The 26,643-nt window shown below is 68.9% G+C and carries 25 protein-coding genes; 13 read left to right on the top strand and 12 right to left on the bottom strand.

The window, feature by feature from the left end; all coding sequences use genetic code 11:
• The first annotated feature begins 1 nt into the window (after position 1).
• Positions 2–898 (top strand): Brp/Blh family beta-carotene 15,15'-dioxygenase, encoded by an 897-nt coding sequence (locus tag FE263_RS06420; protein ID WP_138325141.1) that lies wholly within the window; start codon positions 2–4, stop codon positions 896–898.
• Here FE263_RS06420 and FE263_RS06415 read toward each other — a convergent pair.
• The 6 genes from FE263_RS06415 to FE263_RS06390 all read right to left on the bottom strand — a co-directional run bounded on the left by FE263_RS06415 (position 888) and on the right by FE263_RS06390 (position 7,789).
• A complete protein-coding gene (locus tag FE263_RS06415; protein ID WP_138325140.1) occupies positions 888–2,066 on the bottom strand; it encodes an alpha/beta hydrolase in 1,179 nt (392 codons plus the stop codon). The two genes, FE263_RS06420 and FE263_RS06415, sit on opposite strands and share 11 nt — an antisense overlap.
• On the bottom strand, positions 2,063–2,632 hold the full coding sequence (locus FE263_RS06410) for an HPF/RaiA family ribosome-associated protein (RefSeq protein ID WP_138325139.1): 570 nt from the start codon (positions 2,630–2,632) through the stop codon (positions 2,063–2,065). Before FE263_RS06410 ends, FE263_RS06415 begins: the two co-directional genes overlap by 4 nt.
• 95 nt (positions 2,633–2,727) lie before the next feature.
• Positions 2,728–4,014 carry an AmpG family muropeptide MFS transporter gene (locus FE263_RS06405; protein WP_138325138.1) on the bottom strand — a complete coding sequence of 429 codons (1,287 nt, stop codon included), beginning with the start codon at positions 4,012–4,014 and terminating at the stop codon, positions 2,728–2,730.
• 86 nt (positions 4,015–4,100) lie between these two features.
• Positions 4,101–4,514 (bottom strand): hypothetical protein, encoded by a 414-nt coding sequence (locus FE263_RS06400; protein WP_138325137.1) that lies wholly within the window; start codon positions 4,512–4,514, stop codon positions 4,101–4,103.
• A 251-nt stretch (positions 4,515–4,765) separates the two neighbouring features.
• Positions 4,766–6,595 carry a translational GTPase TypA gene (gene typA / locus FE263_RS06395; RefSeq protein ID WP_138325136.1) on the bottom strand — a complete coding sequence of 610 codons (1,830 nt, stop codon included), beginning with the start codon at positions 6,593–6,595 and terminating at the stop codon, positions 4,766–4,768.
• 195 nt (positions 6,596–6,790) lie between these two features.
• Positions 6,791–7,789, bottom strand: a complete 999-nt coding sequence (locus FE263_RS06390) for an adenosine kinase (protein WP_138325135.1) — start codon at positions 7,787–7,789, stop codon at positions 6,791–6,793.
• A gap of 171 nt (positions 7,790–7,960) precedes the next feature.
• Between FE263_RS06390 and FE263_RS06385 the strand changes: the two genes are divergently transcribed.
• Positions 7,961–8,749, top strand: coding sequence for a bactofilin family protein (locus FE263_RS06385; RefSeq protein WP_240759115.1), 789 nt, complete (start codon positions 7,961–7,963; stop codon positions 8,747–8,749).
• A gap of 49 nt (positions 8,750–8,798) precedes the next feature.
• On the opposite strand, the gene FE263_RS06380 is transcribed toward FE263_RS06385, so the two are convergent.
• Together FE263_RS06380 and rnd are read right to left on the bottom strand one after the other, a co-directional pair.
• A complete protein-coding gene (locus FE263_RS06380) occupies positions 8,799–9,482 on the bottom strand; it encodes a GcrA family cell cycle regulator (protein WP_138325134.1) in 684 nt (227 codons plus the stop codon).
• Positions 9,483–9,740: 258 nt separating this feature from the next.
• The gene (gene rnd / locus FE263_RS06375) at positions 9,741–10,925 is read right to left on the bottom strand and encodes a ribonuclease D (RefSeq protein WP_138325133.1); all 1,185 of its coding nucleotides are present in this window, start codon (positions 10,923–10,925) and stop codon (positions 9,741–9,743) included.
• Between the two features lie 144 nt (positions 10,926–11,069).
• On the opposite strand from rnd, the gene aspS reads away from it, so the two are divergent.
• Genes aspS through FE263_RS06360 form a run of 3 tightly spaced genes read left to right on the top strand, consistent with a single transcriptional unit; the run spans position 11,070 to position 14,804 of the window.
• Complete coding sequence (aspS, locus tag FE263_RS06370) at positions 11,070–12,908, top strand: aspartate--tRNA ligase (protein ID WP_138325132.1); 1,839 nt, start codon at positions 11,070–11,072, stop codon at positions 12,906–12,908.
• Complete coding sequence (locus tag FE263_RS06365; protein ID WP_138325131.1) at positions 12,905–13,720, top strand: cell envelope integrity EipB family protein; 816 nt, start codon at positions 12,905–12,907, stop codon at positions 13,718–13,720. Before aspS ends, FE263_RS06365 begins: the two co-directional genes overlap by 4 nt.
• 55 nt (positions 13,721–13,775) lie before the next feature.
• The gene (locus FE263_RS06360; protein WP_138325130.1) at positions 13,776–14,804 is read left to right on the top strand and encodes a glycosyltransferase family 2 protein; all 1,029 of its coding nucleotides are present in this window, start codon (positions 13,776–13,778) and stop codon (positions 14,802–14,804) included.
• 33 nt (positions 14,805–14,837) lie between these two features.
• On the opposite strand, the gene FE263_RS06355 is transcribed toward FE263_RS06360, so the two are convergent.
• Positions 14,838–15,548: a glutathione S-transferase family protein gene (locus FE263_RS06355; RefSeq protein WP_205880292.1), complete on the bottom strand. Its 711-nt coding sequence runs from the start codon at positions 15,546–15,548 to the stop codon at positions 14,838–14,840.
• A gap of 105 nt (positions 15,549–15,653) precedes the next feature.
• Between FE263_RS06355 and FE263_RS06350 the strand changes: the two genes are divergently transcribed.
• Complete coding sequence (locus FE263_RS06350; RefSeq protein ID WP_138325129.1) at positions 15,654–16,217, top strand: TetR/AcrR family transcriptional regulator; 564 nt, start codon at positions 15,654–15,656, stop codon at positions 16,215–16,217.
• Between the two features lie 5 nt (positions 16,218–16,222).
• On the opposite strand, the gene FE263_RS06345 is transcribed toward FE263_RS06350, so the two are convergent.
• The 3 genes from FE263_RS06345 to rpsD all read right to left on the bottom strand — a co-directional run bounded on the left by FE263_RS06345 (position 16,223) and on the right by rpsD (position 18,980).
• Positions 16,223–16,495 (bottom strand): hypothetical protein, encoded by a 273-nt coding sequence (locus FE263_RS06345; RefSeq protein WP_138325128.1) that lies wholly within the window; start codon positions 16,493–16,495, stop codon positions 16,223–16,225.
• A gap of 25 nt (positions 16,496–16,520) precedes the next feature.
• The gene (locus FE263_RS06340; RefSeq protein WP_138325127.1) at positions 16,521–18,065 is read right to left on the bottom strand and encodes a peptide chain release factor 3; all 1,545 of its coding nucleotides are present in this window, start codon (positions 18,063–18,065) and stop codon (positions 16,521–16,523) included.
• A 297-nt stretch (positions 18,066–18,362) separates the two neighbouring features.
• Positions 18,363–18,980: a 30S ribosomal protein S4 gene (rpsD, locus tag FE263_RS06335; RefSeq protein WP_138325126.1), complete on the bottom strand. Its 618-nt coding sequence runs from the start codon at positions 18,978–18,980 to the stop codon at positions 18,363–18,365.
• A gap of 240 nt (positions 18,981–19,220) precedes the next feature.
• Between rpsD and FE263_RS06330 the strand changes: the two genes are divergently transcribed.
• The 7 genes from FE263_RS06330 (at position 19,221) to FE263_RS06300 (ending at position 26,637) form a co-directional block, all read left to right on the top strand.
• Entirely contained in the window at positions 19,221–20,348 is a 1,128-nt protein-coding gene (locus FE263_RS06330) for an alcohol dehydrogenase catalytic domain-containing protein (protein ID WP_205880291.1), read from the top strand.
• Positions 20,348–21,088, top strand: coding sequence for an SDR family oxidoreductase (locus FE263_RS06325; RefSeq protein ID WP_138325125.1), 741 nt, complete (start codon positions 20,348–20,350; stop codon positions 21,086–21,088). Before FE263_RS06330 ends, FE263_RS06325 begins: the two co-directional genes overlap by 1 nt.
• Before the next feature lie 267 nt (positions 21,089–21,355).
• Positions 21,356–22,723: a hypothetical protein gene (locus FE263_RS06320; protein ID WP_138325124.1), complete on the top strand. Its 1,368-nt coding sequence runs from the start codon at positions 21,356–21,358 to the stop codon at positions 22,721–22,723.
• Positions 22,724–22,848: 125 nt separating this feature from the next.
• Positions 22,849–23,859 (top strand): substrate-binding domain-containing protein, encoded by a 1,011-nt coding sequence (locus FE263_RS06315; RefSeq protein WP_138325123.1) that lies wholly within the window; start codon positions 22,849–22,851, stop codon positions 23,857–23,859.
• Positions 23,847–24,857: an ABC transporter permease gene (locus FE263_RS06310; RefSeq protein ID WP_205880290.1), complete on the top strand. Its 1,011-nt coding sequence runs from the start codon at positions 23,847–23,849 to the stop codon at positions 24,855–24,857. The genes FE263_RS06315 and FE263_RS06310 overlap by 13 nt, the downstream gene beginning before the upstream one ends.
• A complete protein-coding gene (locus tag FE263_RS06305) occupies positions 24,854–25,648 on the top strand; it encodes an ATP-binding cassette domain-containing protein (protein WP_138325121.1) in 795 nt (264 codons plus the stop codon). The genes FE263_RS06310 and FE263_RS06305 overlap by 4 nt, the downstream gene beginning before the upstream one ends.
• On the top strand, positions 25,645–26,637 hold the full coding sequence (locus tag FE263_RS06300; protein ID WP_138325120.1) for a hypothetical protein: 993 nt from the start codon (positions 25,645–25,647) through the stop codon (positions 26,635–26,637). The genes FE263_RS06305 and FE263_RS06300 overlap by 4 nt, the downstream gene beginning before the upstream one ends.
• The last annotated feature ends 6 nt before the right edge of the window (positions 26,638–26,643 follow it).

Genomic DNA, 26,643 nt, shown 5'->3' with positions numbered 1-26,643 from the left:
CATGCTCTGGCTTGCGTGGCCGGTGCTGGCGCTGGTCAGCTGGCTGCAGCCGGCCTGTGCCGAGGGTTGCGCCCTCGCCGCGATCATCCTGCTCGGCGTGCCGCACGGGGCGCTGGACGGCGAGATCGCGCGCCCCTGGATGCGCGCCCGCTTCGGGATCGGATGGTTCGCCGCCTTTGCGGTCCCCTATCTCGGTCTTGCGGCACTCGTGCTGGTGGCCTGGGATGTAGCCCCCAGGTCGAGCCTCGCCGTCTTCCTGGCCGGCTCGGTCTGGCATTTCGGCGCCGGGCAGCCGGGCAAGGCGTCCGTCCTGCGCATCGTGGCGTTCGGCGGCCTGCCGATCGCCCTGCCGTCCCTGTTCCATCCGGCGGCGACGGCGGCGGTGTTCCAGACCGTCGCGCGGGCGCCGATCCCGGAACTGTCCGGCATCCTGCGGAGCTGCGCCCTGGTCTGGCTGCTCGCAGCAGCCGGCTGGCTCACGCAGTCCGATCCAGCCGGTCGCCGGCGCCGGATCCTGCAGGCGGCGGGGCTCGCCGCGACGTTCGCGCTGCTGCCGCCGCTGGTGGCCTTCGCGCTGTATTTCGTCACCATTCACGCACCGGCGCACATGCGCGGCATCGCACGCGACCCGGTGCGTGCCCCGCGGGTCGATCCATCCAACGTCATGCTCCGGTCGCTGCCGCTCACCGCGCTCACCCTGCTGATCGGCGCATCACTGTTGCCGCTCTATGATGCCGGTAGTGGCAGCTTCATCGACCGCCTGCTGGCGCTGACCATCCAGGGGCTGGCCGCCCTGACCCTGCCGCACATGCTGCTCGACGCAGTCACTGCCGCGCCGGCCGGCCGCATCGCCTGGGATGAAGCCGACCGGAACCTCCGGCATTACCCTACGGCCTGAACAGTCGTTGCAGCAGGTCGGCAAGATCGGCGCGCCAGAGGTCGAACTCGTGCGCGTGGCCCGGCGCCTGCTCGTAACGATGGCGGATGTGCAGCCCGGTCAGCCGCGCCTCGAACTGCTCGGTCGCGGGCAGCACCAGCCCGTCGCGATCGCCCACCGTCAGCACGAAATCCTTCAGTGTCGCGTTGACCCGCGCCGGGTTCGCGAGCCCGGCCTCGATCAGCGCATTCGGCGGCGCCTGGAGCGGGCCCGGGCTGAAGGCGCCGATCCAGTGGAACAGTCCGGGATGGCCCAGGCCGGAGCTCAGGGTCTGGTAGCCGCCCTGCGACAGCCCGGCGATGGCGCGGCCGTCGGCATCGTCACGCACCGCGTAGTGCGACTGCACGTAGGGGATGATCTCGTGGGTCAGTTCGGCATCCGCCGACAGGGCGTTGCGCGCGAAGAACTCCGGCACCAGACGCGGGCCGGGGAAATCCTCTGCCACCGGAACCTCCGTCTCGGTGTCAGGGGCCACCACGATCATCGGCCGCGCCTTCCCCGAGGCGATCAGGTTGTCCAGGATCTCCGGCAGCCTTCCCTCGAACACCCAGGAGCCGGAAGTATCCATGAAGCCGTGGTAGAGATAGAGCACCGGCAGCCGGTCACCCGACGGGGTGTATCCGGGTGGCGTGTAGACGTACATCTGCCGGTCGGCGTGCAACGCGTCCGAGTGGTAGCGCACCGAACCGACCACGCCATGCGGCACGTCGCGGTCATCGAGCAGGCTGCCGGGCACCAACACCAGCGACGTGTTGGCCTGCCGCTGCGGCTTCTGCAGGGCGGCGCCGGTATCGATCGAACGATAGCCGTCGACGCTGAAATAATACTCGTACATGTCCGGTGCGAGTGGTCCCACGGTCGTGCTCCAGACGCCATTCGACGCCTTGCGCATCAGCGTCGCGGGCGGCGTCACGGTGGGATCGACGTTGCCGAGGAACAGGGTCACCCGCCGGGCATCGGGAGCGAACAGGCGTAAGGTGATACGGCCACCGACCGGCTTTCCGGTCACGTACTCGCCGAGCGCCTGGCTCGAGGGCGGCTTGGCCGCGACGTTGGAGTTGGTCGCAGCACCCGCCGGGGCGGCGGCCAGCAGCGCAAGGGACGCAGCGACGGCCGCCGCCCGCCTCATCCCTTGCGGCCGCCGACGCGCACCTTGGTCGCGGTCGGCCCGGCGCTGCCGGCCTCCTCGACATAATGCACCAGGTCGCCTTCGCGCAGGGTATCGAAGTCGCCGTCGGTCACGCTGTCGCGGTGGAAGTAGATCTGCGAGCCGGTGCTGTTGAGGATGAAGCCGTGATCCTGGCCCGGCTCCTTCAGCGTCACCTGGCCCGACAAGGCGGAGGCGCCGGGAGATGCGACGTTCTCGCGGACATGGCCCTTGTAGCCCTCGAGCTGCCGCTCCGCCGCTTTGAAGGCGTCGCGGAGCGCGGTGTAGACGTCCGGATTGGCGTAGCGCTCCTTGGTGTGGTGCGGCTCGCGCGACACCGCGAGGTCGCGCCCTGGCACCGACAGGATGATGTGCACCTCGAACTGGTTGCCCTTCTGGTGCTGCTGGTGCAACGCCTCGATCGACACCCGGCAGGCGGTCAGCCTCCCGTAGCGGGTTTCCAGCTTGTCGACATGCTTGCGTATCTCGGCCTCGACGCTGTCCGAATGCTGCAGACCGTGGAATGCGATCTCGAGAGGGATTTCCATCCTGAGCCAGCCTTTCTTATCCGGCCGGGCTTGGGCCCGGTCGTTCCCGACGATACGCCGGTTGCGGCCGAGGTCCAGCCGGGGCCGGTCCGGGGTCAGGGCCGGGATGCGAGCGGCGCCGGCCGTGGCGGCAGGCCCGAAGGGTAGCGCCGCATCAGGGTGAGCATGATCAGGATGCCGGGCAGCGCGCACAGGATGGCGCCCGAGAAGAAGACCGGCCAGCCGAGTGCCTGTGCCGCGATCCCCGTACCGCCGCCCAGCGTCCGCCAGGCGATCGGAGCCATCGAGGACAGCAGCGCATATTGCGTGGCGGTGTATTCGGTCGAGCAGAGGCGCGACAGGTAGGTCAGGAAGGTGGTGGTGGCGAGCGCCTCGGCGAAGCCCTCGACGGTAACCTTGGCGAGCAGCATCGCGGTCACCGGACCGGCCTGCCACAGCGCAAGATACAGGCCCATCGAGGCCATCTGCACCATCGCCGCGATGATCAGCGTGCGCGAGCCGCCGTAGCGCGCGACGCAGAAGGCGCTGGCGGCGGCACCGCACAGCGCCGCAGCCAGGGCCGGCAGCCCGTTGGCGAGCGCAACCGCGTCCCGTGAGAAGCCGAGCGCGTGGTAGAAGGGGGCCGCCATGGTGTCGGCGAGCTGGGTGCCGAGGTTGAACAGCAGCACGAAGGCGACGACCAGGCCCGAGCCGGGCCGTGCCAGCAGGTCGCGTAGCGGCGCCACCACGCGGGCCCTGAGCTGCTCGTCCCACCCGCCGCCGGCGGGGTGCGGGCCGACCAGGCGGGCCGGCTCCCGGATCAGCAAGGTCGCCAGCAGCCCGAGCAGCGAGCAAAAGGCCATCGCGACGTAGGCGCCGTGCCAGCCGATCCTGCCGGCCAGCCAGATCGCACCGGCACCGGAGACCTGCATCGCGATCCGGTAGCCCCAGACGTAGCAACCGAGCGCCGCCGCCTGCAGCCTGGGCGCGAAGCTCTCGATGCGCCAGGCGTCGATGGCGACGTCCTGCGTCGCCGAGCAGAACGCGAGCAGCAGGGCGGCCAGCACAAGCGCCAGAGGGTGGCGGTTCGGGTCGGAGACCGCCATGAGCAGGATCGCCCCGGTCAGCGCCGCCTGCACCGGCAGCAGCCAGCCGCGACGGCGTCCGAGGCCGGCGAGTGCTCCCGGTGGTGCGCGATCGAGAATCGGCGCCCAGAGGAACTTCAGCAGGTAAGGGAGACCGATCGAGGCGGTCAGTCCGATGGCGCGGAGCGAGACGCCGCTCTCGCTCATCCATTGCTGCAACGTGAAGAAGGTCAGCAGCAGCGGCAGGCCCGACGCGAAGCCGAGCAGGCCCATCAACGCGAGCGGCCGGCGCCCCGTGGCCGGCGGTTCACCCGCCATCGATCAGCGACGAAAGACGACAGGGCGGACGGGGTGACCCCGCCCGCCCGGCATTCCCAGGCGGATCGGCTTCAGCCTGATCGGCGTCAGCCCGCGGGCTGCGGATACGGCGTGCTGTTCAGCTTCTTGTGGTGATGGTGGTGGTGGTGATGCGTCCCCGACCTGTGGTGGTGGTGCCGGTGATGCGTGGTGGTGCCGGTGGTGCCTGCCGCCGGGTTGTTCTCGGCGGGTGCCGTGGTCGAGGGTGCGGCCGCGGACGGTGCCGTGGTGGCGGGCGGCATCGTGGCGGGTGCGGTCTCGGCCGGTGGGGTGGTGGTGGCCGGGGCGGACATGGCCGGGGCCGGAGCGCTCGGTGTGGCGGACGGTGCTGCCGGGGTGCTGGTGGCCGGAGCCGCCATCGTGTTCGGAGCGGTCGTCGTCGTCTGCGCGATAGCCGGAGCGGCCGTCGCCATCAGCGCGAACGCCGAGGCGGTGGCAAGGAACCGGGTGGTGAGCGTCATGGAAGTCTCCGATACTGGGAGATGCGAAGGGATGCAGGGGCCGCATCGGAGGATGCCGCTTGCAGATCGTTGCATAGCACGAAGCCGTATCAACGTCGTGCGGGAAAGTTCATCCACGCTTGCAAGTTTCCGGCGGACTTGCCTGATTTACAACACAATCATCGTTGCATTCGGCGATCAGATCATTCCCCGAATGCACCGTAGCCGTCCCGGCCCGCGAGGTGCGAGACCCGCAAGCCGGAACGACCCGATCAGGCCGCGTCGCTGTCCGACTTGCGCTCGGCGCGCTTGCGCTGGTGCGGGTCGAGGTAGCGCTTGCGCAGGCGAACCGCAGCCGGGGTCACCTCGACCAGCTCGTCGTCCTCGATATAGGCGATCGCCTGCTCCAGGCTCATCCGGCGCGGCGGCGTCAACAGCATCGCGTCGTCCTTGCCGGCGGCGCGGATGTTGGTGAGCTTCTTTTCCTTGATCGGGTTGATCTCGAGATCCGACCCGCGCGAGTGCTCGCCCAGGATCATGCCGACATAGACCTTCTCGCCCGGGCTGACGAACAGGGTGCCACGCTCCTGCAGGTACCAGAGCGCGTACTGCACCGCCGAGCCGTCCTCGGAGGAAATCAGCGAGCCGTTGCGGCGGCCCTCGATCGGACCGGCCCAGGGCTCGTAGCCGATGAACGAGCGGTTCATGATGCCGGTGCCACGGGTGTCGGTCAGGAACTCGCCGTGATAGCCGATCAGGCCACGCGACGGGATGCGGAAGGTCAGCCGCACCTTGCCGCCGCCGGACGGCCGCATGTCCTGCATCTGGCCACGGCGCAGGCTCATCTTCTCGACGACGACGCCGCTGAAGGCCTCGTCGACGTCGATCAGCGCCTCCTCGAACGGCTCCTCGCGCTCGCCGGTCTCCTCGTTGGTGCGTGTCAGCACCCGCGGCCGGCCGATGGTGAGCTCGAAGCCCTCGCGCCGCATGGTCTCGATCAGCACGCCGAGCTGCAACTCGCCACGGCCCGCAACCTCGAACGCCTCGCTCTCCGGGCTGTCGGTGACGCGGATGGCGACGTTGCCCTCGGTCTCGCGGATCAGCCGGTCGCGGATCTGCCGCGAGGTCACCTTCTTGCCGTCGCGGCCGCCGTACGGGCCGTCGTTCAGGCGGAAGGTCATGGTGAGCGTCGGCGGATCGACCGGGATCGCCGGCAGCGCCGCGGTGACTTCCGGCGACGCGATGGTCTCCGGGATGGTCGCCTCGGACAGTCCCGCCACCGCGATGATGTCGCCGGTGCCGACCTCCTCCACCGACACCCGCTCCAGGCCGCGGAAGGTCAGCAGCTTGGTGAGCCGCCCGGTCTCGACCACGGTGCCGTCGGCGCGCAGCACGCGCACCGGCATGTTCAGGCGCGCACGTCCCTGCTCGACGCGGCCGGTCAGCACGCGGCCGAGGAAGTTGTCGTATTCCATGATGGAGGCGACCATCGCGAACGGCGCCTCGGTATCGAGGTTCGGCGCCGGCACGTGGCTCAGCACCAGGTCGTAGAGCGCCGAGAGATCCTTGCGCGGCCCCTCCAGGGTGGTGTCGGCCCAGCCCTGCCGGCCGGACGCATACAGCATCGGGAAGTCGAGCTGGTGGTCGTCGGCGCCGAGTGCCGCGAACAGGTCGAACACCTCGGTGTGGACCTCGTCCGGGCGGGCATCCTGGCGGTCGACCTTGTTCACCACCACGATCGGGCGGATGCCGCGCGCCAGCGCCTTGCCGACCACGAACTTGGTCTGCGGCAGCGCGCCCTCGGCGGCATCGACCAGCACGATGGCGCCGTCCACCATGTTGAGGATGCGCTCGACCTCGCCGCCGAAATCGGCATGGCCCGGCGTATCGATGATGTTGATCCGAACGCCCTTCCACTCGACGCTGGTGCACTTGGCGAGGATGGTGATGCCGCGCTCGCGCTCGAGGTCGTTGCTGTCCATCGCCCGCTCGGCCACGTGCTGGTTGTCGCGGAAGGTGCCGGACTGTCGCAGCAACTGGTCCACCAGGGTGGTCTTCCCATGGTCGACGTGGGCGATGATGGCGATGTTGCGAATTTCCATGACGGTCTGACCCGGCTTTCTTCAGCGTGCGGGCAGCCGGCACATCGAGCCTCCGGAACACGATATCCGGGGGCCAGGCAGCGGCTGCAATGAGTGGGTGGTACGCGGCTAGATAATGGTGCAGCGCACGCTTTGCACGCTTTAACTTTCGATGACGTCCAGCGCCGTGCGACTCACCCGCGACGAGGGGGGTGTCTAGAGGCCCGCGAGCCGACGCAGGTCGGCCTCCGGACGCGCGCCGTAGTGCGAGATGATTTCCGCCGCCGCGACCGACCCGACCCGGCCGCACTCCGCCAGCGAACGCCCCTGCGTCAGGGCGGTGAGGAAGCCGGCGGCATAGGCATCGCCGGCACCGGTCGTATCCACCACCCGGGTCGGGACCGCGGCGACACGCACCCGCTCGTCACCCTGCACGACAACGCTGCCATGCTCGGAGCGGGTCAGCACAGCCAGCGCCACGTCGCGCGAGGCATGCCGGGCGGCGGCCTCGAAATCCTCGGTCTCGTACAGCGACAGGATCTCGTGCTCGTTGGCGAACAGGATGTCGACGCCGCCCGCCACCAGCTCGAGGAAGGCGGTGCGATGCCGGCCGACGCAGAACGGGTCCGACAGGGTCAGCGCCACATGACGTCCGGCATCGTGTGCGATCTCGGCGGCACGGCGGAAGGCGCGCTGCGCCTCCGGCGGATCGAACAGGTAGCCTTCGAGGTAGGTGACGCGCGCCCCCTCGATCGCCTCGGCCAGCACGTCGGCCTCGGCGAAGGCGGTGCAGGCGCCGAGATAGGTGTTCATGGTGCGCTGGCCGTCCGGCGTCACCAGGATCACGCACAGGGCGGTATCGCGGTCGCCGCGCATCTCGTCGCTGAGGGGAGCGGACGGGAATGCGATCCCGGCGGCCTCGATATCCTGCCGGAACACCCGGCCGGCCTCGTCTTCCGCCACCTTGCCGAGATAGGCCACGCGGGCGCCAAGGGACGCCGCCACCACGCAGGTATTGGCCGCCGAGCCGCCGCCGGTGCGCGCGATCGGCTGCACCAGGCCGACGATCTCGGCCGCCCGTCGCGCATCGATCAGCGACATGCTGGCCGGCACCATGCCCTGCTGCTCCGGGAAGCCCGCCGGCACCGGCGCCAGCACGTCCACGATGGCATTGCCGATGCCGACGATGTCGAAAGCCGCTTCGGCGAATTGCATGGGGCGATGGTCCGTCATGGGGGGCGTGCTGCGCGTATCATCCGGCGCGGCACAGCGGCAAGGGTTCCACCCTGCCCGATCTCCCGCTCCGGCCGCTCGATTTAAGCTTGTCGTTGCAACAGCGCCACCGTCGCGTGTATGGCGGTCGCAACGATTTATCGGGGCGGGGCCGTGTTCAAGCGACGCAAACCAGACGAGGTCCCGTCGGTCGCCGGCCCGGCGACCATCGTGGTGCCGACCGGGACCGGCCGCGGCGATCCCGGCGCCGGGCTCGGCCTGCCTGCCTATCCACCCGGTCCCGGCGCCCCGCCCTCGCCATCCGGCGCGACCGGCGTCACCGACCTGCCTTCTCCCCCCGCTAACCGACAGGAGGCCCCCTTGGGTCGTGCTCCGTTCTCCACCCCGCCGTTGCCGACCGCCCCGCCCGCCCCGCGCCCCGGCGGGCTCGGGCCCAGTACCGGTCCGGGCCTGGCGCCCCCCTCAGCGCTGCAGTCGAATGGCGGTCAGCGGCCGCGCGAGGCGACCGAGAAGCGCACCCTGGTGGTCGGGCGCGGCATCAGCGTGCAGGGCACCGTGCAGGATGCCGAGCGGCTGGTCGTCGAGGGCACCGTGGAAGCCAGCATGATCGAGGCGATCGAGCTGCATGTGGCGCCGGGCGGCATGTTCCGCGGATCCGCCAAGGTGCAGGATGCCGAGGTCGCCGGCACCGTGGACGGCACCCTGACCGCCAGCGGCACGCTGACCATTCGTCCGACCGGCCGGGTGATCGGCAGTGCGAAGTGCGGCTCGTTGACGGTGGAGCCCGGTGGCCAGGTCACCGGCCAGTTCGAGACCAGCTTCGGCCAGGGCGGGGCTGCCGCGACGGTGGCGCCGGCGGGCGTATCGGAACCGGTGGTGCCGGCGCCGGTGCTGCCGCAGGCGGTGCATCCCGAGGAAGGCAGCGCCGCCTCGCTCGGCTGATTGATGAAATCCCCGCCGGGTTCGCAACACCCGGTCGGGGCTACTGCCCTCAGGCGGTATCGCGGCGATCGCGCAGCTTCACATAGGCAAGCTGTGCATGCTCGGTGCAGTACGGCTTGCCCGGGATCGGATCGCCGCCGCAGAAGCGGAACTGCTTGGTGCCGGGCTCGCCCAGCGGCCAGCAGCAGGCGAGACGACGGCGTCCGACCTCGCTGCGGCCGAGGCCCGCCTGGTGCCCCTGCTCCTCGATCCCGCCAGACGGGCGACCGGAGCCGGCTGTATCGACGACGCGGCGCCGCATCGGGGTGACATTGGAGTGGCCCAGGCTGTCGGCGGCTGGAGACGGGGAGACCGGACGCAACTGGGCGTCGGGCGTGTGGTGGCCGCGAGGAGCCTGGTTGATCGCCTGCACCGGCGCAGGGACCGGCCGTTGCGAGGTGGCGGTCTCGCCGGACGGACGCGCCGGATCGGGACGCGCGGCCACGGTGCGGAGCGCATTGCGGGCGGCCATCGCATGACGGATGCCGTCCGCGGTCTTGCCGGCCGGTGACGTTCCGGGCGCACCGGTCAAACCCTTGCGGATCGGCGATGGCCGGGGCGGCAGCGTCAGGCGATGCGCCTTGCCGACCACGGCATTCTTGGTGATGGACATCCGCCGGCCGATCTCGGCCGTCGAGTGGCCTTCCTGCCAGAGACTGCGCAAACGGGAGATCGTCTCCTCGTTCCATTCCATCGCCCGGCTCCTTCTGGATGGGAGAGCCAACGATATGACAAACAGGCCCCGATCTCAACGAAGCGACCACAAAATCTTGTGGACGGAATCGCGCGAAACCCCCACCTGTCGTGTGGATAACTAAAATATAACGATATCTTATCTCGTGTTTAGCGCAACCTGCAGGCCACCAGAACGAGCCGATCCTCCACCTGAAAACCAGTCGGGATGCAACCCCGACTCGGGCATGACTCCGCTGCCGCCGTCCGATTCGAGGCCCTACTGGTCCGCCCGCAGCAGCCTGATGCGCTTGCCGTCGACGCCGAGCGAGATCGCGCCGCTCTTGAGCGCCAGCGCATCCTCGCCGAATACGGTGCGGCGCCAGCCGTGCAGCGCCGGGATGTCCGGCACCTCCTCGACCGCCAGGCGGTCGATCTCCTCGGACGAGGCCAGCAGCCGCGGCGCCACGTCGTGCTGTTCCGCCTTGGCCGCGAGCAGCACCTTGAGCAGCGACACCAGGGCGGGCGACGGGCGCGGGCCGTCCTTGCGCGGCATCGTCGGCAGGCTCGCCTCCGGCTCGATGCGCGCCGCCTCGATGGCGGCGAGCAGCCCGAGGCCGGCGCGGCCCTCGGCGAAGCCGCGGCTGACCCCGCGCATCCGGCTCAGCGCCTCGATGTCGCGCGGCGCGGTGGCGGCGATCTCCAGCAGGCTCTCGTCCTTCAGCAGGCGCGAGCGCGGGATGTTGACCCGCTGCGCCTCGCGGTCGCGCCACGCGGTGATCGCCCGCAGGATGCCCAGCATCCGCCGGTTGCCGGTGCGCGGCCGCAGCCGCTCCCACAGCGTCTCCGGATCCGGTCGGAAGGTCTGCGGGTCGGCCAGCACCGCCATCTCCTGCGCCACCCATTCGAGCCGCCCTTCCCGCTCCAGGCGGGCGCTCAGCTTCTCGTACACGTCGCGCAGGTACGTCACGTCGGCGGCGGCGTAGGCGACCTGCGCCGGTGACAGCGGGCGGGCCGACCAGTCGCTGAACCGGTGCGCCTTGTCGATCTCGCCGCCGGTGAGCGACGCCACCAGGCTGTCATAGCCGACCTGGTCGCCGAACCCCGCCACCATGGCGGCCACCTGGGTGTCGAACAGCGCGGTGGGCAGCCGGCCGAACCTGTACAGGAAGATCTCCAGGTCCTGCCGCGCGGCGTGGAACACCTTGACCACCGCCGGGTCGTCGAGCAGCGCCGCCAGCGGTTCCAGATCCAGCGTCTCCACCACGGTGTCGATCACCGCGACCTCGGTGGCGCCGGCCAGTTGCACCACGCACAGCTCCGGATAGTAGGTGCGCTCGCGCACGAACTCGGTGTCGATGGTGACGAAGCGCTCCTGGCGCAGGCGCTCGACCAGGGCGGCGAGCGAGGCGGTGTCGGTGACGAGCACCGGCTCGGGATAGGGGGATCGTGCGGGACGTGGCATGGCGAGGCTGTTACACCCGCATGCGCGGCCACGGAAGCAGCCGGGCCGCACCGCTCGCCTGCACATTGACAGGCCACCGCCCCGGCGGCTTCTTGCGCCAGAGGCTGTCCCGGATGGCCGATCTCTACTTGCCAGGACATTTCCATGCATCCGTATCGCACCCATAGCTGCGCCGCCCTGCGCGGCACCGATGCCGGGCAGACCGCCCGCCTGTCCGGCTGGGTGCACAGCAAGCGCGACCATGGCGGGCTGCTGTTCATCGACCTGCGCGATCATCACGGCATCACCCAGATCGTGTTCCCGGCTGGTTCCGACCTGCTCGCAAGCGTGGAGAAGCTGCGCGTCGAGAGCGTGATCACGGTGACCGGCGAGGTGGTGCGGCGCGAGGGCGCCACCGTCAATCCGAAGCTCGCGACCGGCGAGATCGAGCTGCGCGCGAAGACGCTCGAGGTGCAGTCGGCCTCCGACGTGCTGCCGCTGCAGGTCGCCGGCACCGAGAGCTATCCGGAGGAGCTGCGGCTGCGCTACCGCTACATCGACCTCCGCCGCGACAAGCTGCACCGCAACATGATGCTGCGCGCCGGCGTCATCGCGAGCCTGCGGGCGCGGATGATCGCGCAGGGCTTCACCGAGTTCCAGACGCCGATCCTGACCGCCTCCAGCCCGGAAGGCGCGCGCGACTTCCTGGTGCCGGCACGGCTGCATCCGGGCCGGTTCTACGCCCTGCCGCAGGCGCCGCAGCAGTTCAAGCAGCTCGCCATGATCGCGGGCTTCGACCGGTACTTCCAGATCGCGCCCTGCTTTCGCGACGAGGCCGCCCGTGCCGACCGCTCGCCGGGTGAGTTCTACCAGCTCGACTTCGAGATGAGCTTCGTGACGCAGGAGGACGTGTTCGCCACCCTGGAGCCGGTGATGGCCGGCATCTTCGAGGAGTTCGGCCAGGGCCGCGCGGTGAGCCCGGCGCCGTTCCCGCGCATCCCGTACGACCAGGCGCTGAAGCTGTACGGCTCCGACAAGCCCGACCTGCGCAACCCGCTCGTCATCACCGACGTCACCGCCCGCTTCGCCGGCTCCGGCTTCGGCCTGTTCGCGCGCATCGCCGCCAGCGGAGGCACCGTGCGGGCCATTCCGGCTCCGGGTGCAGGCGGCCGGCCACGCTCGTTCTTCGACAAGCTGAACGAGTGGGCCCGCTCGGAAGGCGCCGGCGGTCTCGGCTACATCACCTTCGACGAGCAGGGCGCGGCGCAGGGTCCGATCGCACGCAATCTCGAGCCCGATCGCGCGCTGGCGATCCGCGAGGCCTGCGGACTGGGCGCCGGCGACGCGGTGTTCTTCGCAGCCGGCGCCGCCGCCGAGGCGGTGAAGTTCGCAGGCCTGGTGCGCACCCGGATCGCGACCGAGCTCGACCTGGTGGAAAAGGAAGCGTTCCGGTTCTGCTGGATCACCGACTTCCCGATGTACGAGGTCAACGAGGAGACCGGGCAGGTCGATTTCAGCCACAACCCGTTCTCGATGCCGCAGGGCGGGCTGGAGGCGCTGAACAACCACGATCCGCTGACCATCAAGGCCTACCAGTACGACATCGTCTGCAACGGTATCGAGCTGTCCTCGGGCGCGATCCGCAACCACCTGCCCGAGGTGATGATCCGCGCCTTCCAGATCGCGGGCTATCCCGAGAGCGAGGTCGAGGCGCGCTTCGGCGGCATGCTGAACGCGTTCCGCTACGGCGCCCCTCCGCATGGCGGTTCGGCGCCAGGCGTCGACCGCATCGTCATGCTGCTGGCCGACGAGCCGAACATACGCGAGGTCATCCTGTTCCCGCTCAACCAGCAGGGCGAGGACCCGATGATGGGCGCGCCCGCCCCGGTCGAGGCGAAGCGGCTTAAGGAATTGTCACTGCAGCTCGACCTGCCGCCGGTCAAGACCGTGGGCGGCCCGCTGCGGTCGGTGCCCCAGGCTCCACCGGAGATATCCGGGCGATGACGGCGCGGCTGCAGGCGCTGGTCCCGGTCATCCTGGCCGGCCTGATCCTGACGGGCGTTGATGGCGCAGCCCTCGCGGCCTCGCTGGCGGCGCACCGCGCGACGTACGAGCTCAGCCTGGACCGTGTGGAAGGCGGCGGCGTGGTGGCCGCGACCGGCCACATGACCTACCAGGTGACCGACACCTGCACCGGCTGGGCGACGCAGCAGCAGTTGCGCCTGCAGACGGTCACGCGCGATGGCGGCCCGACCAACCTCGTTTCCGACTACGCGACGCTGGAGAGCAAGGACGGTCACCACCTGACGTTCGACATGCGCCAGCGCGCCAACGGCGCCACCACCGAGCAGGTGCGCGGCGAGGCGACGATCCCTGCACCCGGATCATCCGACGGTGCCGGCAGCATCGCCTACACGCTGCCGCATCCGGCGAAGCTGGCGCTGCCGCCTGGAACGCTGTTCCCGATGGCGCACACGCTGGCGATCCTGCAGGCGGCGGAAGCCGGCAAGAAGTCCCTCGCGCCGGTGTTGTTCGACGGCACCGGGCCGGACGGCGCACAGGACACCTACGTGCTGATCACCGGGTTGCAGCCGCCGCCGTCACAATCCGACCGTCCGCCGCTGGCCGCCCTCGGGTCGGCGCAGGTGCACGTGGCGTTCTTCTCGCGTGCGCCTGGGACCATCTCGCCGGACTACGAGGCGGCGATGCGCTACTTCAGCAACGGCGTGTCGGACCGCGTACTGATGGATTTCGGCACCTTCACGATGCGGGCCACCATGCACGACTTCGTCCTCGGCAAGCCGGCGCATTGCTGATCCGGCATCGTCGAATGGTGCTACGGTAGTCGCAAGCTGACAGGCCGACACCGCCATGGCGCGCGTACGCTGCATCATGATGCAGAAGGATGAAGGCCAGCTCCTGGATTCCTGGCTGAAATACTACGGCTACCTGTTCGGTTTCGAATGCCTGGAAGTGCTGGACAACGGATCGCGCGATCCGCTGACCTGCTTCATCCTTGCGCAGTTCGAGGCGGCCGGCGTGCGGGTCCACCGGCAACATGTCGGCAACGCAGCCTTCGAGCAGAAGGGCGCAATCGTGCACGGCGTCATCAACGAATGGGACCGCACCCTCGAATACGATTTCGCGCTGCCCTGCGACTGCGACGAATTCCTGGCGCTGTTCACGCGTGGCGGCCTCGAATGCTCGCGCGACGCGATCCATGCAGGTCTCGACGCGCTGATCGAGTGCGACCAGGTGCTTGGCATACGCACGTCGCTGTTCAACGTCCCTTCGCAGCCCGACTGGTTCCACCCGGAGATGTTCCCCAAGGGGTTCCTGCCGAGCCACACCATCCTTGATCTCGACAGCGGCTACCACGAACCAAGATCGCGGCTGGCGGCTGGCATGCGCGACACCGACTTCACCTACCTGCACTTCCACAACAAGCCATTCGAGACCGTGCAGGACCATACGCGGCGAAAACTGCATCGACGCGTCGATGTCGACGACCGTGCGGCGCTTGCACGTTATGCCGGTGCCGGGGCGCACATGACCAAGGACCTGCTGATGTCGCGCCTGGAATACGTGCACCAGTTCGACCGGCGGATCACCGTGCGCTTCGAGCAGTTCACCGACCAGATCCGTGCGCTCGGATCGCGCGAGGGCCTGCTGACCGGCGATGCCACGTTGCCGCGCCGCCACCAGAGCAGGCCGGGCGGGCCGGCGACGATCCGGCTGCCGCCTGACGACAGCCGGCCGGCGCGACTGATCGCGTTCGATGGCGACGCCTACCTTGCCGGCAATCCCGACGTCGCATGCACGAACCGCTCCGGTCTGCCGCACTACCTCTTTTACGGTTTCTACGAGGGCCGTGCGTTGGCCGGCACCGAGCTGCAGTAAAACCCGGCAGGCCAGGTCGGCTATAGCCTTGCTCTAGGCGGGACCGTCGAGCTCCGGCACGCCGCTGCTGCGGTCGGCATAGGCGGCCCTGAAGCCCGGACGCAGCTGCCAGCGACGCCAGTAGGCGTCCAGATGCTCGAAGCGCTCGTCCAGCGGCGTCGCGTTGACGGGGAACTTCGAGAAGGCGATCGCGGTCGCCAGCGTCATGTCCGAGAAGGTCGGGGCGTCGCCGCCGAGCATCCAGTCTCGGCCGTCGGACAGATGCTGGTTGACCAGCCCGGCATGCGCCAGCGCCTCCTTGCGGCAATGCTCGCCCCAGGCCGGGTTGCTGGTCAGCTCCAGCTTCGGCCCCAGGCCCTGGTGCAGCACGTGGAAGGCGGTGACGATCCGGTAGAGGATGTGCACCCAGATGCGGTTGTTCCACATGGTGTCGAGCCCCTGCTCCATCGGGGTGTCGCCCATGATGCGGCGGCCGGGATGCGCCTGGTCGAGATAGCGCGCGATGGCGTCGGTCTCGGCCAGATAGCTGCCATCGGCCAGCTCCAGGGTCGGGGTCTCGCCCCACGGGTTCATCTTCAGGTGCCGCCACTGCCGCTGCTCGCCCACCGGCGACATGTCGTAGACATGCTCCTCGTAACGGTCGGCGATGCCCTTCTCGTGCATGAACAGCCGGAGCCGCTGTGGATTGGGGAAGGCCGAGGGCGAGGTGAACAGGCGCAGCCGGGCCGGAATATCTGTGCTCATGATCGTTTCCCTACCATGTGGTTGGTAGAGTAGCGATAGGCCTTCAACTCGGGATCGTCAAGTCCTATCTATCACTTGGTAGGTGTATGGGCGGGACGATCGGGGATGAGTTCGAATTCGAGGGAAGAGATCCTGGCGGCGGCCCGGCGCACGGCGATGGCGCATGGCTATGGCGGGCTGAACTTCCGCGACCTCGCGCGCGATGTCGGCATCAAGGCGCCGAGCATCTACCATCATTTCCCGAGCAAGGCGGATCTCGGGGCGGCGGTCGCCCGGCGCTACTGGCAGGACATCGCGGCCGACCTGGAGGCGATCTCGACCGGCTCGGCGGATGCGCTCGCTGCCCTGCGCCGCTACCCGGAGATCTTCCGTGCCTCGCTGGAAAGCGACAACCGGATGTGCCTCAGCAGCTTCATGGCGGCCGAGTCCGACGATCTGCCGTTGCCGGTGCGGCAGGAGGTACAGGCCTTTGCCGACGTCAACGTGGCCTGGCTGCGCCGGCTGCTGATCGCATCGGGCATGGTGGCGGAACAGGCCAGCCACGATCGCGCCCGCGCCATCTACGCCGCCGTCGCGGGCGCCCAGCTGATGGCGCGGAGCCGGTCGGATATCGCCCTGTTCGATGCGCTGATCGGGAACTACCGCCAGGCGGGCCTGCTGCCGGCCTGACCGGGTCAGTCCGCCAGCCCCGCCTCCCAGAGCAGGTCCTTCACCGCCGCACGATCCGGTGCCGCCGCGAGGCACGCGATCGCGTCCATCAGCCGCGCCGCCTCCTCGTCGATACCGTCCAACTGCGGCACGGGTGGCGGCGGCTCCGGCGGCGGCTGGTCCTTGCGGTGCATCGGCAAGCGGCATGCCGTGCAGGTCAGCAGGGCACGATAGCCGGCCAGCGCCGTCAGCTTGCAGCCTGGGCAGACATAGAGCTTCCGGCGTGGCCGGCGCGTCATGATGCAGGAAGCCCGGCGTTCCCGATCAAGTCGGGCTGCTGCCGATCTGCTTGATGTCCACAAAGGTCAGCTGCGGGTTGGCTTCGGCGGTGCGGCGCATCATGAAGGCGGAGCTGGCCAGGAAGACCGGGTCGCCGTCGAGATCGTCCGCCAGCGCCGAGCGGTTGCCGGCGATGAACGCTTCCATGCGACCGCGGTCGCCGCTGACCCAGCGCGCCAGCGAGAACGGCGTGCTCTCGAAGCCGATCGCCACCCCGTATTCGCCCGCCAGCCGCGCCTGCAGCACGTCGAGCTGCAGGGTGCCGACCACGCCCACGATCGGCGGCGCGCCATCCTGCGGGCGGAACAGCTGCACCACACCCTCCTCGGCCAGCTCGGTCAGCGCCTGGCGCAGCTTCTTCGCCTTCATGGCGTCGTCCAGCCGCACCCGGCGCAGGATCTCGGGGGCGAAGTGCGGGACGCCCGTGAAGCGCAGATCCTCGCTCTCGGTCAGGGTGTCGCCGATGCGCAGCGTGCCGTGATTCGGGATGCCGACCACGTCACCGGCAAACGCCTCCTCGGCCAACTGGCGGTCGCGCGCGAAGAAGAACTGCGGCGTGTGCAGGGCGAACTGCTTGCCGGTGCGTACGTGGCGCAGCCGCATGCCGCGCTGCAGCCGCCCCGAGCAGATGCGTGCGAATGCCATGCGGTCGCGGTGGTTGGGGTCCATGTTGGCCTGGATCTTGAATACCAGCGCCGTCATCGCCGCCTCGTCGGCCTTCACCTCGCGGGTCTCGGTCGCCTGTGCGCGCGGCGGCGGCCCGAACGAGACCAGGGCATCGAGCAGATCCAGCACGCCGATCTCGCGCATCGCGCTGCCGAAGAACACCGGCGTCAGCGCACCGGCATCGAAGCTCTCGCGGTCGAACTCCGGCAGCGCTCCCTGCACCAGCTCCAGCTCCTCGCCCAGCGCCTGCAGACGCGGGTCGGACTGCGCCAGCTCCTGCGTCAGGTGCATCTCGCGCGCGCGCAGGTCGTAGGTGCCGACGAACGTCGCCGCCCGCCCGACCGGCCATGTGGCGGGTGCCGTATCCAGCGCCAGCGTGCTGCCGACCTCGTCGAGCAGTGCGAACGGGTCCTGCGCCTCGCGGTCCATCTTGTTGATGAAGGTGATGATCGGAATGTCGCGCAACCGGCAGATCTCGAACAGCTTGCGCGTGCGCTCCTCGATCCCCTTGGCCGCATCGATCACCATGACCGCGGAATCCACCGCCGTCAGCGTCCGGTAGGTATCTTCGGAGAAGTCCTCGTGCCCCGGCGTATCAAGCAGGTTGAAGATGCAGCCGCCGTACTCGAAGGTCATCACCGAGGTGACGACGGAAATCCCGCGCTCGCGCTCGATCCCCATCCAGTCCGACCGCGTCCGCCGCCGCTCACCCTTGGCCCGCACGTTGCCGGCAAGCTGGATCGCGCCACCGGCCCGCAGCAGCCGCTCGGTCAGCGTGGTCTTGCCGGCATCCGGATGCGAGATGATCGCGAACGTCCGCCGCCGCGCGATCTCGGTGCGCATCTGCTCAACGCTGTCGGACATAACTTCACCCTGAAGAAAGACGAGGGCCCTGCCCTCGACCCGCCAGGGCCAGCGGCCCCGGACCCGCAAACACAAAGGCCGGACGGAGTAACCCGCCCGGCCCAAGACCCTACTTGCTTACTCCAAGCACACGGAAACATGGTCCGAGAGTGGGCTACGCTGAGTCAGAGGCGCCTTAGGCGCCGGTCCGGCGTGTCTTTCCGAGGACCGGAGCGGAGCGGCCTCCTGGCCGTGAGCACCGGAGCGCAGGAAAGGCGCGTCGGATGACCAGCGTAGTGCGCTATCGGACCATGTTTTTTAGCGGCTGTAGAACTCGACTACCAAATTCGGCTCCATCGTCACCGGGTACGGCACGTCGGAGAGCTTCGGCGAACGGGTGAAGCGACCCTTCATCGCGCGGTGGTCGACCTCGAGATACTCCGGCACGTCCCGCTCGCCGTTCTGAGCGGCGTCGAGCACCACGGCGAGCTGCTTGGACTTCTCGCGCACCTCGATCACGTCGTTGTCGCGCACCAGAAAGGACGGGATGTTGACCTTGCGGCCGTTCACCGTGACATGGCCGTGGTTGACGAACTGCCGGGCCGCGAACGGCGTGAGGGCGAACTTGAGGCGGTAGATCACCGCATCGAGCCGGCGCTCCAGCAGGTCGATCAGGTTCTCCGAGGTGTCGCCCTTGCGACGGACCGCCTCGTCATAATACTTGCGGAACTGCTTCTCGCTGATGTTGCCATAGTAGCCCTTGAGCTTCTGCTTGGCCATCAACTGGATCGAGAAGTCGGTGGGCTTCTGCTTGCGGCGCTGGCCATGCTGGCCAGGTCCATAATCGCGCTTGTTGATCGGCGACTTCGCGCGGCCCCAGAGATTGACGCCAAGGCGGCGGTTGATCTTGTACTTGCTTTCCAGGCGCTTGCTCATGGCAAACCCTTTCGTCTGGTGCGACCGGTATGTCCGACGCTCGTGTTGCACCGGTAGGCCACGACCTGATGGTCGCGACGGGCGCGGTCCGCGTTATCGGCAGCCTGCCGTTGTGGCATGGCTTGCCGACCGGATCCGTCCACGTTCCCGGCAGTAGGTCGGGGCCTATAGGGCTGATGCCCTGGCCTGTCAACGTGAAGCGCTGTCCGCTATCCTGCCGGGAAACGGAGGAGCGCTTCAATGTCAGGTTCGGATATCCGCCCCGGCTCGAACACCAGGATGACCGCCATCGTCTGCCATGGTCCCGAGGACTACCGGGTCAGCGACGTGCCGCGGCCGACGGCGGGGCCGCGCGAGGCGGTGATCCGGATCGCGTCCTGCGGCATCTGCGCCAGCGACTGCAAGTGCTGGCAGGGCGCCAAGATGTTCTGGGGCTCGGACACGCAGACCGCCTACGTCAAGCCGCCGGTAATCGCCGGGCACGAGTTCTACGGCGTGGTGGAGGAGCTGGGCGAGGGCGCCGCCGAGCATTTCGGCATCCGGCCGGGCCAGCGCGTCATCGCCGAGCAGATCGTGCCCTGCGACAAGTGCCACTACTGCCGCACCGGCTCCTACTGGATGTGCGAGGTGCACAACATCTTCGGCTTCCAGCGCGAGGTCGCCGACGGCGGCATGGCCGAATACATGCGCCTGCCGTCCACCGCCCGCCTGCATGTCATCCCCGACGAGATGCCGCTCAACGACGCCGCAATCATCGAGCCGCTGTCCTGCGCCATCCACACCGTGCAGCGCGGCGACATCCAGCTCGCCGACGTGGTGGTGCTGGCCGGCGCCGGGCCGATCGGGCTGATGATGGTGCAGGTGCTCAAGCTCAAGACGCCGCGGAAGATCGTGGTGATCGACATGTCGGACGAGCGGCTGGCGCTGGCGACGCAGTACGGCGCCGACCTCACCATCAACCCGACCCGGCAGGATGCCAGGGCCGAGGTGATGGCGGTCACCGGCAACTACGGCTGCGACGTCTATATCGAGGCCACCGGCTCGCCGGGCGGCGTCACCCAGGGGCTCGACCTGGTGCGCAAGCTCGGCCGCTTCGTGGAGTTCTCGGTGTTCGGCAAGGAGACCTCGGCGGACTGGTCGATCATCGGCGACCGCAAGGAGCTCGACGTGCGCGGCTCGCACCTGGGGCCGTACTGCTACCCGATCGCCATCGACCTGCTGACCCGCGGGCTGGTCACCTCGGACGGCATCGTGACGCACGAGTATGATCTGCACGACTGGGACGAGGCGATACGCAGCGCCAGCTCGATGGACAGCATCAAGGTGCTGCTGACCCCGGGCAGCACCCGCCGCGGGGCGATCGCCTGATGGCCGCCGATCCGAAGGAGTTCGAGGGCCGCACCGCCCTGGTGACCGGCGCCGGCAAGGGGATCGGCCGGGTCATCGTGGAGCGCCTGACGGAGCGCGGCGCCCGGGTGGTGGCGCTGAGCCGCTCCGCCGCCGACCTCGAGAGCCTGCGAGCGGAGACCGGATGCATCGCCATCGCCGCCGACGTGGCCGACATCGAGGCCACCCTGGCGGCGCTGCGCGAGGCGCCCGCCATCGACCTGCTGGTGAACAATGCCGGCATCACCCACCTGGCGCCTTTCACCGAGACCGCCCAGTCCGCCTTCGAGGCGGTGATGGCGGTCAACGTGCTGGCGCCCATGCGCATCGGCCAGTTCGTGGCGAAGCGGCTGATCGAGGCCGGGAGGCCCGGCGCGATCGTCAACGTGTCGAGCATCGCGGCCGACGTCGGCATCGCCGAGCACACCGCCTACTGCGCCTCCAAGGGCGCGCTGGACGCGATGACCCGGGTGATGGCAGTCGAGCTCGCCCCGCACGGCATACGCACCAACAGCGTCAACCCGGTGGTGACGCTGACGCCGATGGCGGTGGTCGCCTGGTCGGACCCGGTCAAGGCGGGGCCGATGCGCAGCCGCATCCCGATGGGACGCTTCGTCGAGCCTGGCGAGGTCGCCAACACCGTCTGCTACCTGCTCGGCGACGGCGCCTCGATGATCAACGGGGTCTGCCTCGCCGTCGATGGCGGCTTCCGGGCGGCGTGACGCAGCACGATTCGCCGCTCGTTAAAAGCCTCATAATTCACAGACTATTCCTGAGCCGACACGAGTCCGGTAAAGATTTCGTGGTTTTATTTATAGCATCCTGTTAGGAGGAACCTGTGCCCGGGCGGTATCGCACGGTCGACTTTTCGACACTCGATGACTGGATCTCAGACCTTGAGCGCCACGATCCCCGGGCCGGATGTTCGGATCCCCACCCCGGTCACGGGGCCGAGCTCGACCATATCTCCGAAGGCGGTAGTGCCGGAGTTGACCTCAGGCTCCCGTGTCCGCACCGGCGTCATGCTGCTGCCGTGCCTGGCGATCCTGCTGTGGCCAGCCCTGCTGAACGGCTATCCGCTGGTGTTTGCCGATAGCGGCACATATCTCGGCCAGGCGATCCAGCACTATCTCGGCTGGGACCGGCCTGCCTTCTACAGCCTGTTCCTGTTCCTGCTGCACTGGAAGATCAGCACCTGGCCAATCGTGGTGGTCCAGGCCCTGCTGACCCTCTACGTCCTGGGCGCCGCGATACGCGCCTTCGTGCCGGGCCTATCGCCGCGCCTGCTGCTGCCGCTCTGCGCCATCCTCGCGGTCCTCACGCCGCTGCCCTGGTTCGTCGACCAGATCATGCCGGACCTGTTCACCGCCCTGCTCGCAATCCTGATCGCCATCCTGGTGCTGGCGCCGGCCGGTTTCGGTCGCCTGGAGATGCCCGCGATCGCCGGCCTCGCCACCGCCATGATCGTCTTCCACCTGTCCCACATCTGGATCGCGCTCGGGCTGCTGGCGATCCTGTTGCCGACCCGCCGCTGGCTGGGCGCGAGCAGCGTGCTTGGCTGGCGTGGGCTGGCGCTGGCGGCCTCGCCGCTGCTGGCCGCGATCGCCATGCTGTGCGCGGTGAACTGCGCCGCCTTCGGCCGCCTGTCGGTCTCGCCGTTCGGCAACGTCTTCCTGCTTGCCCGGCTCCTGTACGACGGACCGGCCGAAGTCGTGCTGGAACGGGATTGCGGCACCGTGCACTGGCACATGTGCCGCTACATCGACGTGCTGCCGCCGCACCGGACGCTGTATCCGAGCTCGGACGACTTCCTCTGGGAACCCAAGGGCCCGCTCCACAGCCTGGGCGGCGCCAAGCTGCTCTCGCTTGAGGCCGGATCGATCATCAGCCACGCGCTGCACGAGCAGCCGCTGCAGGTGCTACGAGCAAGTCTGTCCAATCTCGGCCACCAGCTTCTGCTGTTCCAGTCGGGGGACGGGCTGCACGCCTGGCCGGGCGAAGTCGGCCCGGTCATCCTGCGCAACTTCCCGGCTGGCGAGCGGCGTGCGTTCCTCGCCTCCCGGCAGTCGCGCGGCGTGCTCGCGGTGCCGGACTGGCTGCGGCTGCTGCACGTCCTCGGCTATGTGGCCGGGGTCGTCGGCACGATGGCGTGCCTGGTGGTCGGGATCGTCAGGCGTAGTCCGATGGCCCTGCTCTGCGCCGCCGTGCTGCTCTGCCTGCTCGGCAACGCCGCGGTGACCGGCATCCTCTCCGGACCGCACGACCGCTACCAGAACCGGGTGATCTGGCTCGCCCTGCTGGCGCCGCTCCTGGTCGCGGCGACACACCTGAGCCGGGCTGTCCGCAACACGCGGTAGCGTCTCGGGCAGGACCGGCACGGGCCGGCAAGCGGCTCGCCATTGTAGCGGTTTGACAGGATCCGCGCTCGATCCTTTATTATGGTTCCGGCAGCCGCACAAAAGATGCGGCGTCGGAGGACAACATGAGCAGGACCATTGAAACGACCAGCCGGCGTGGCTGGCTGGCTCTCGCATTGATCGCAGCCTTGCCGACGTCCCTGGCCACCGGCCTGGCCTCGCCCGCGAGATCGGCCGACGGCATTCTCGTCGGCTTGGTCACCAAGACCGAGGTGAATCCGTATTTCGTCAGCCTGCGCCGTGCCGCCGAGGCCGAGGCGCGCGCACGCGGTGTCCGGCTGATCGCGCGCGCCGGCAAGTTCGACGGCGACAACGAAGGCCAGGTTGCGGCGATCGAGACGCTGATCAGTGCCGGGGCCCGCGGCATCCTGATCACCCCGAACAACTCGACCGGTCCGCTCGGCGCCATCGCCAAGGCCCGGAAGGCCGGCATCGTGGTGATTGCCCTGGACACCGCCACCGATCCGGCGGACGCGGTCGATGCGACCTACGCCACCGACAATTTCCAGGCCGGCGTCAAGCAGGGCCGGTACGCCCGCCACGCGCTGGGCAGCAAGGCGCCGCACCTCGCCATGCTGGACGGCACGCCGGGCGGCACCGTCGACACCTTCCGCCACAACGGCTTCCTGCAAGGCTTCGGCATCAAGGAAGGCGATCCGGCCGTCGCCGGCAAGCAGATCACCAACGGCGCCCAGGACAAGGGACAGACCGGAATGGAAAACCTGCTGTCGGCGCATCCCGACATCAACGTCGTCTACACCATCAACGAACCCGCCGCCGAGGGCGCCTACGCCGCGCTGCGTGCCGCCGGGCGCGAACACGACGTGGTGCTGACCTCGATCGATGGCGGCTGCCTGGGCGTCAAGTACGTGAAGCGCGGCGCGATCGCGGCGACCGTCATGCAGTTCCCGGCCAAGATGGCGAAGGCCGGCGTCGACGCGGTGGTCGATTTCGCAAAGGGCGGCTCGAAGCCGTCCGGCCTGCACGATACCGGATCGGCGACCATCACCGACCACCCCTTCCCCGGCCTCGACCAGCACGACACGGCCTGGGGCCTGACGAAGTGCTGGGGGTAGGAGAAGCCACCAGCACCGTTGCGACGCCGCGTACCGGGGTTGGCACCAGGCTGCTGCGGCAACTGGCGCTGAACCCCGTCGCCGGGTCGCTGTTCACCCTGCTGCTGTTCTGCGCGATCTTCTCGGCGACCACGCACACGTTCCTGACGCCGAACAACCTGTCGCTGATCGTGCAGCAGAGCGTGATCGTCGGAGCACTCGCGGTCGGCGAGACGCTGGTCATTCTCAGCGCCGGCATCGACCTGGCCAACGGCGCGATCTGCGTGCTCGGCACCATCGTCGCCGGCAAGCTGGTCGATGCCGGCTACCCGGCGCTGCCCTGCCTGCTGGCGGCGGTGGCGCTGTGCACCGCGGTCGGCGCCGTCGCCGGGCTGCTGGTCAGCCGCCTGCGCCTGCCGCCGTTCATCGTGACGCTGGGGCTGCTCGGCATCGTCACCGCCGCCACCCGGCTGATCTCGCAGGGCGGCGCCTTTCCGGTGATGGACGACCTGCTGGCGTGGAGCGGCAATTCGCTTCGCATCGGTTCCGCACCGATCACCTACGGCACCATCATCCTGGCCGGGTTGTACCTGCTGGTCTGGTACATGCTGACCCAGACCGCCTGGGGCACCCAGGTCTACGCGCTCGGCAACAACCCGGAAGCCGCGCGGCTGGTCGGCATTCCGGTGCGACGCCGGCTGCTGTCGATCTACAGTCTTGCGGCGCTGATCTACGGTGTTGCCGCCTGGCTGGCGCTGGGGCGCATTCCCAACGCCGACCCCAACGCGCTGCAGACCGCCAACCTCGATAGCATCACCGCGGTGGTGATCGGCGGCACCAGCCTGTTCGGCGGACGCGGCAGCCTGTTCGGCACCCTGATCGGCACCCTGATCGTCGGCGTGCTGCGCAACGGCCTCACGCTGGAGGGTATCGATCCGCTCTGGCAGGATCTGGTCACCGGCATCCTGGTGATCGCGGCGGTGGCGCTCGACCAGCTGACCCGGCGGCGCCGGACATGAGCGATCTCCCGGTTCTGGAAGCAAGAGGCATCACCAAGAGCTATGGCCATGTCGCGGTGCTGCACGGAGTGGATTTCGAGGTGCGCGCCGGCGAGGTGATGGCCATCGTCGGCGACAACGGCGCCGGCAAGAGCACCATGATCAAGACCCTCTGCGGCGCGGTGCAGCCGGACGCCGGCGAGATCCTGCTCGACGGCGCGCCGGTGCGGTTCGCCACCCCGCTGGACGCGCGCGCCAGCGGCATCGAGACGGTCTACCAGGATCTCGCGGTGGCGCCGGCGCTCGACATCGCCTCGAACCTGTTCCTCGGCCGCGAGCTGCGCCGAGCGGGGCCGCTCGGCCGCGTGTTCCGGATGCTCGACAAGCCACGCATGCGTGCGGAGGCGCAACGGCACATGGACGAGCTGCGTTTCCGACTACCGGCGATCACCAACGCAGTCGAGGCGCTCTCCGGCGGCCAGCGGCAGGGCGTCGCGGTGGCGCGCGCGGCGGCCTTTGCGCGACGGCTGGTGATCATGGACGAGCCGACGGCGGCGCTTGGCGTGCGCGAGACCGGGCAGGTGCTCGACCTGATACGCAGCGTGCGCGACCGCGGCCTCGCCATCGTGCTGATCAGCCACAACATGCCGAACGTGTTCGAGGTCGCCGACCGCATCCATGTCATGCGGCTGGGACGCCGGGTCATGCTGACCTCGCCGAAGCAGTCCAGCATGGCCGATATCGTGGGCTTGATGACCGGTGCGATCCCGGCGCATGCAGGGGCGTCACAGCCCGAGGAGGCGCGGCCATGAGCCGTCTCGACGACAAGCTCGCCAGCATACGCAACGGCACCTACACCCGCGCCGACTTCATCATCGCCGACGCCAAGGATGGCGACATGGGGCCGAGCCTGACCTCGACCGGCCCGGCGCGCGACAGCGACGGCAACTATTCGCGGCACCGCACCCGCGACGAGTTCCTGGGCGAGATCCGGCTGATCATCGAGCAGGACGTCGTCGACATCATGCTGGCCTCGGTGTCCAACATAGAGCGGCTGCGCGAGACCGGCGCCTTCCGCGGCAGCGGCGTGACGCCGGCGATCCGAGCCAACGACGCCACCGACATCTGGGTCTGCCGCGGCGCGAGCTACGCAAGGCAGCCGTCGCGCGGCTACCGCACCGCCGATCTCGATCTCGCCCGCACCGCGACCGGCGCATCTCTCGGGCTCTACTCGATCACCTTCAACAACGACCTCGATGCCGACATCGCCTCGCTGCACGAGTTCGCCACGTTCCGTCGCGATGCGCGCCGGCATGGCTGGCGCTATTTCCTCGAAGTGTTCAACCCGAACGTCGACTGCCGCATCGATCCCGCACTGGTCCCGCACTACATCAACGACGTCATCCTGCGCAGCCTCGCCGGCCTGACCCGCGCCGAGCGGCCGGAATTCCTCAAGATCGCCTATAATGGCCCGAAGGCGCTCGAGGAGCTGGCCTCGTGCGACAGCAGCCTGATCGTCGGCGTGCTCGGCGGCGGCGCCGGCACCGCGCGGGACTGCTTCGAGCTGCTGCACCAGGCGGAGAAATACGGCGCCCGCGTCGCGCTGTTCGGCCGCAAGATCAACCTCGCCGAAAGTCCGCGCGACATGGTGGCGGCGATGCGCCATGTGGCCGATGGCTCCCTTGCGCCGGAGGAAGCTGTGCGCGTCTATCACGACGCCCTCGGCAAGCTCGGACGCCGTCCGCTGCGGCCGCTGGAGGATGACCTGCTGCTCACCGAGACGGTGCTCCAGGCAGGCTGAAGGCAG

Origin of the sequence: Lichenicoccus roseus, from assembly GCF_005844085.1 — a bacterium.
Lineage (GTDB): Bacteria > Pseudomonadota > Alphaproteobacteria > Acetobacterales > Acetobacteraceae > Lichenicoccus > Lichenicoccus roseus.
This window is presented reverse-complemented; position numbering and strand designations above follow the sequence as displayed.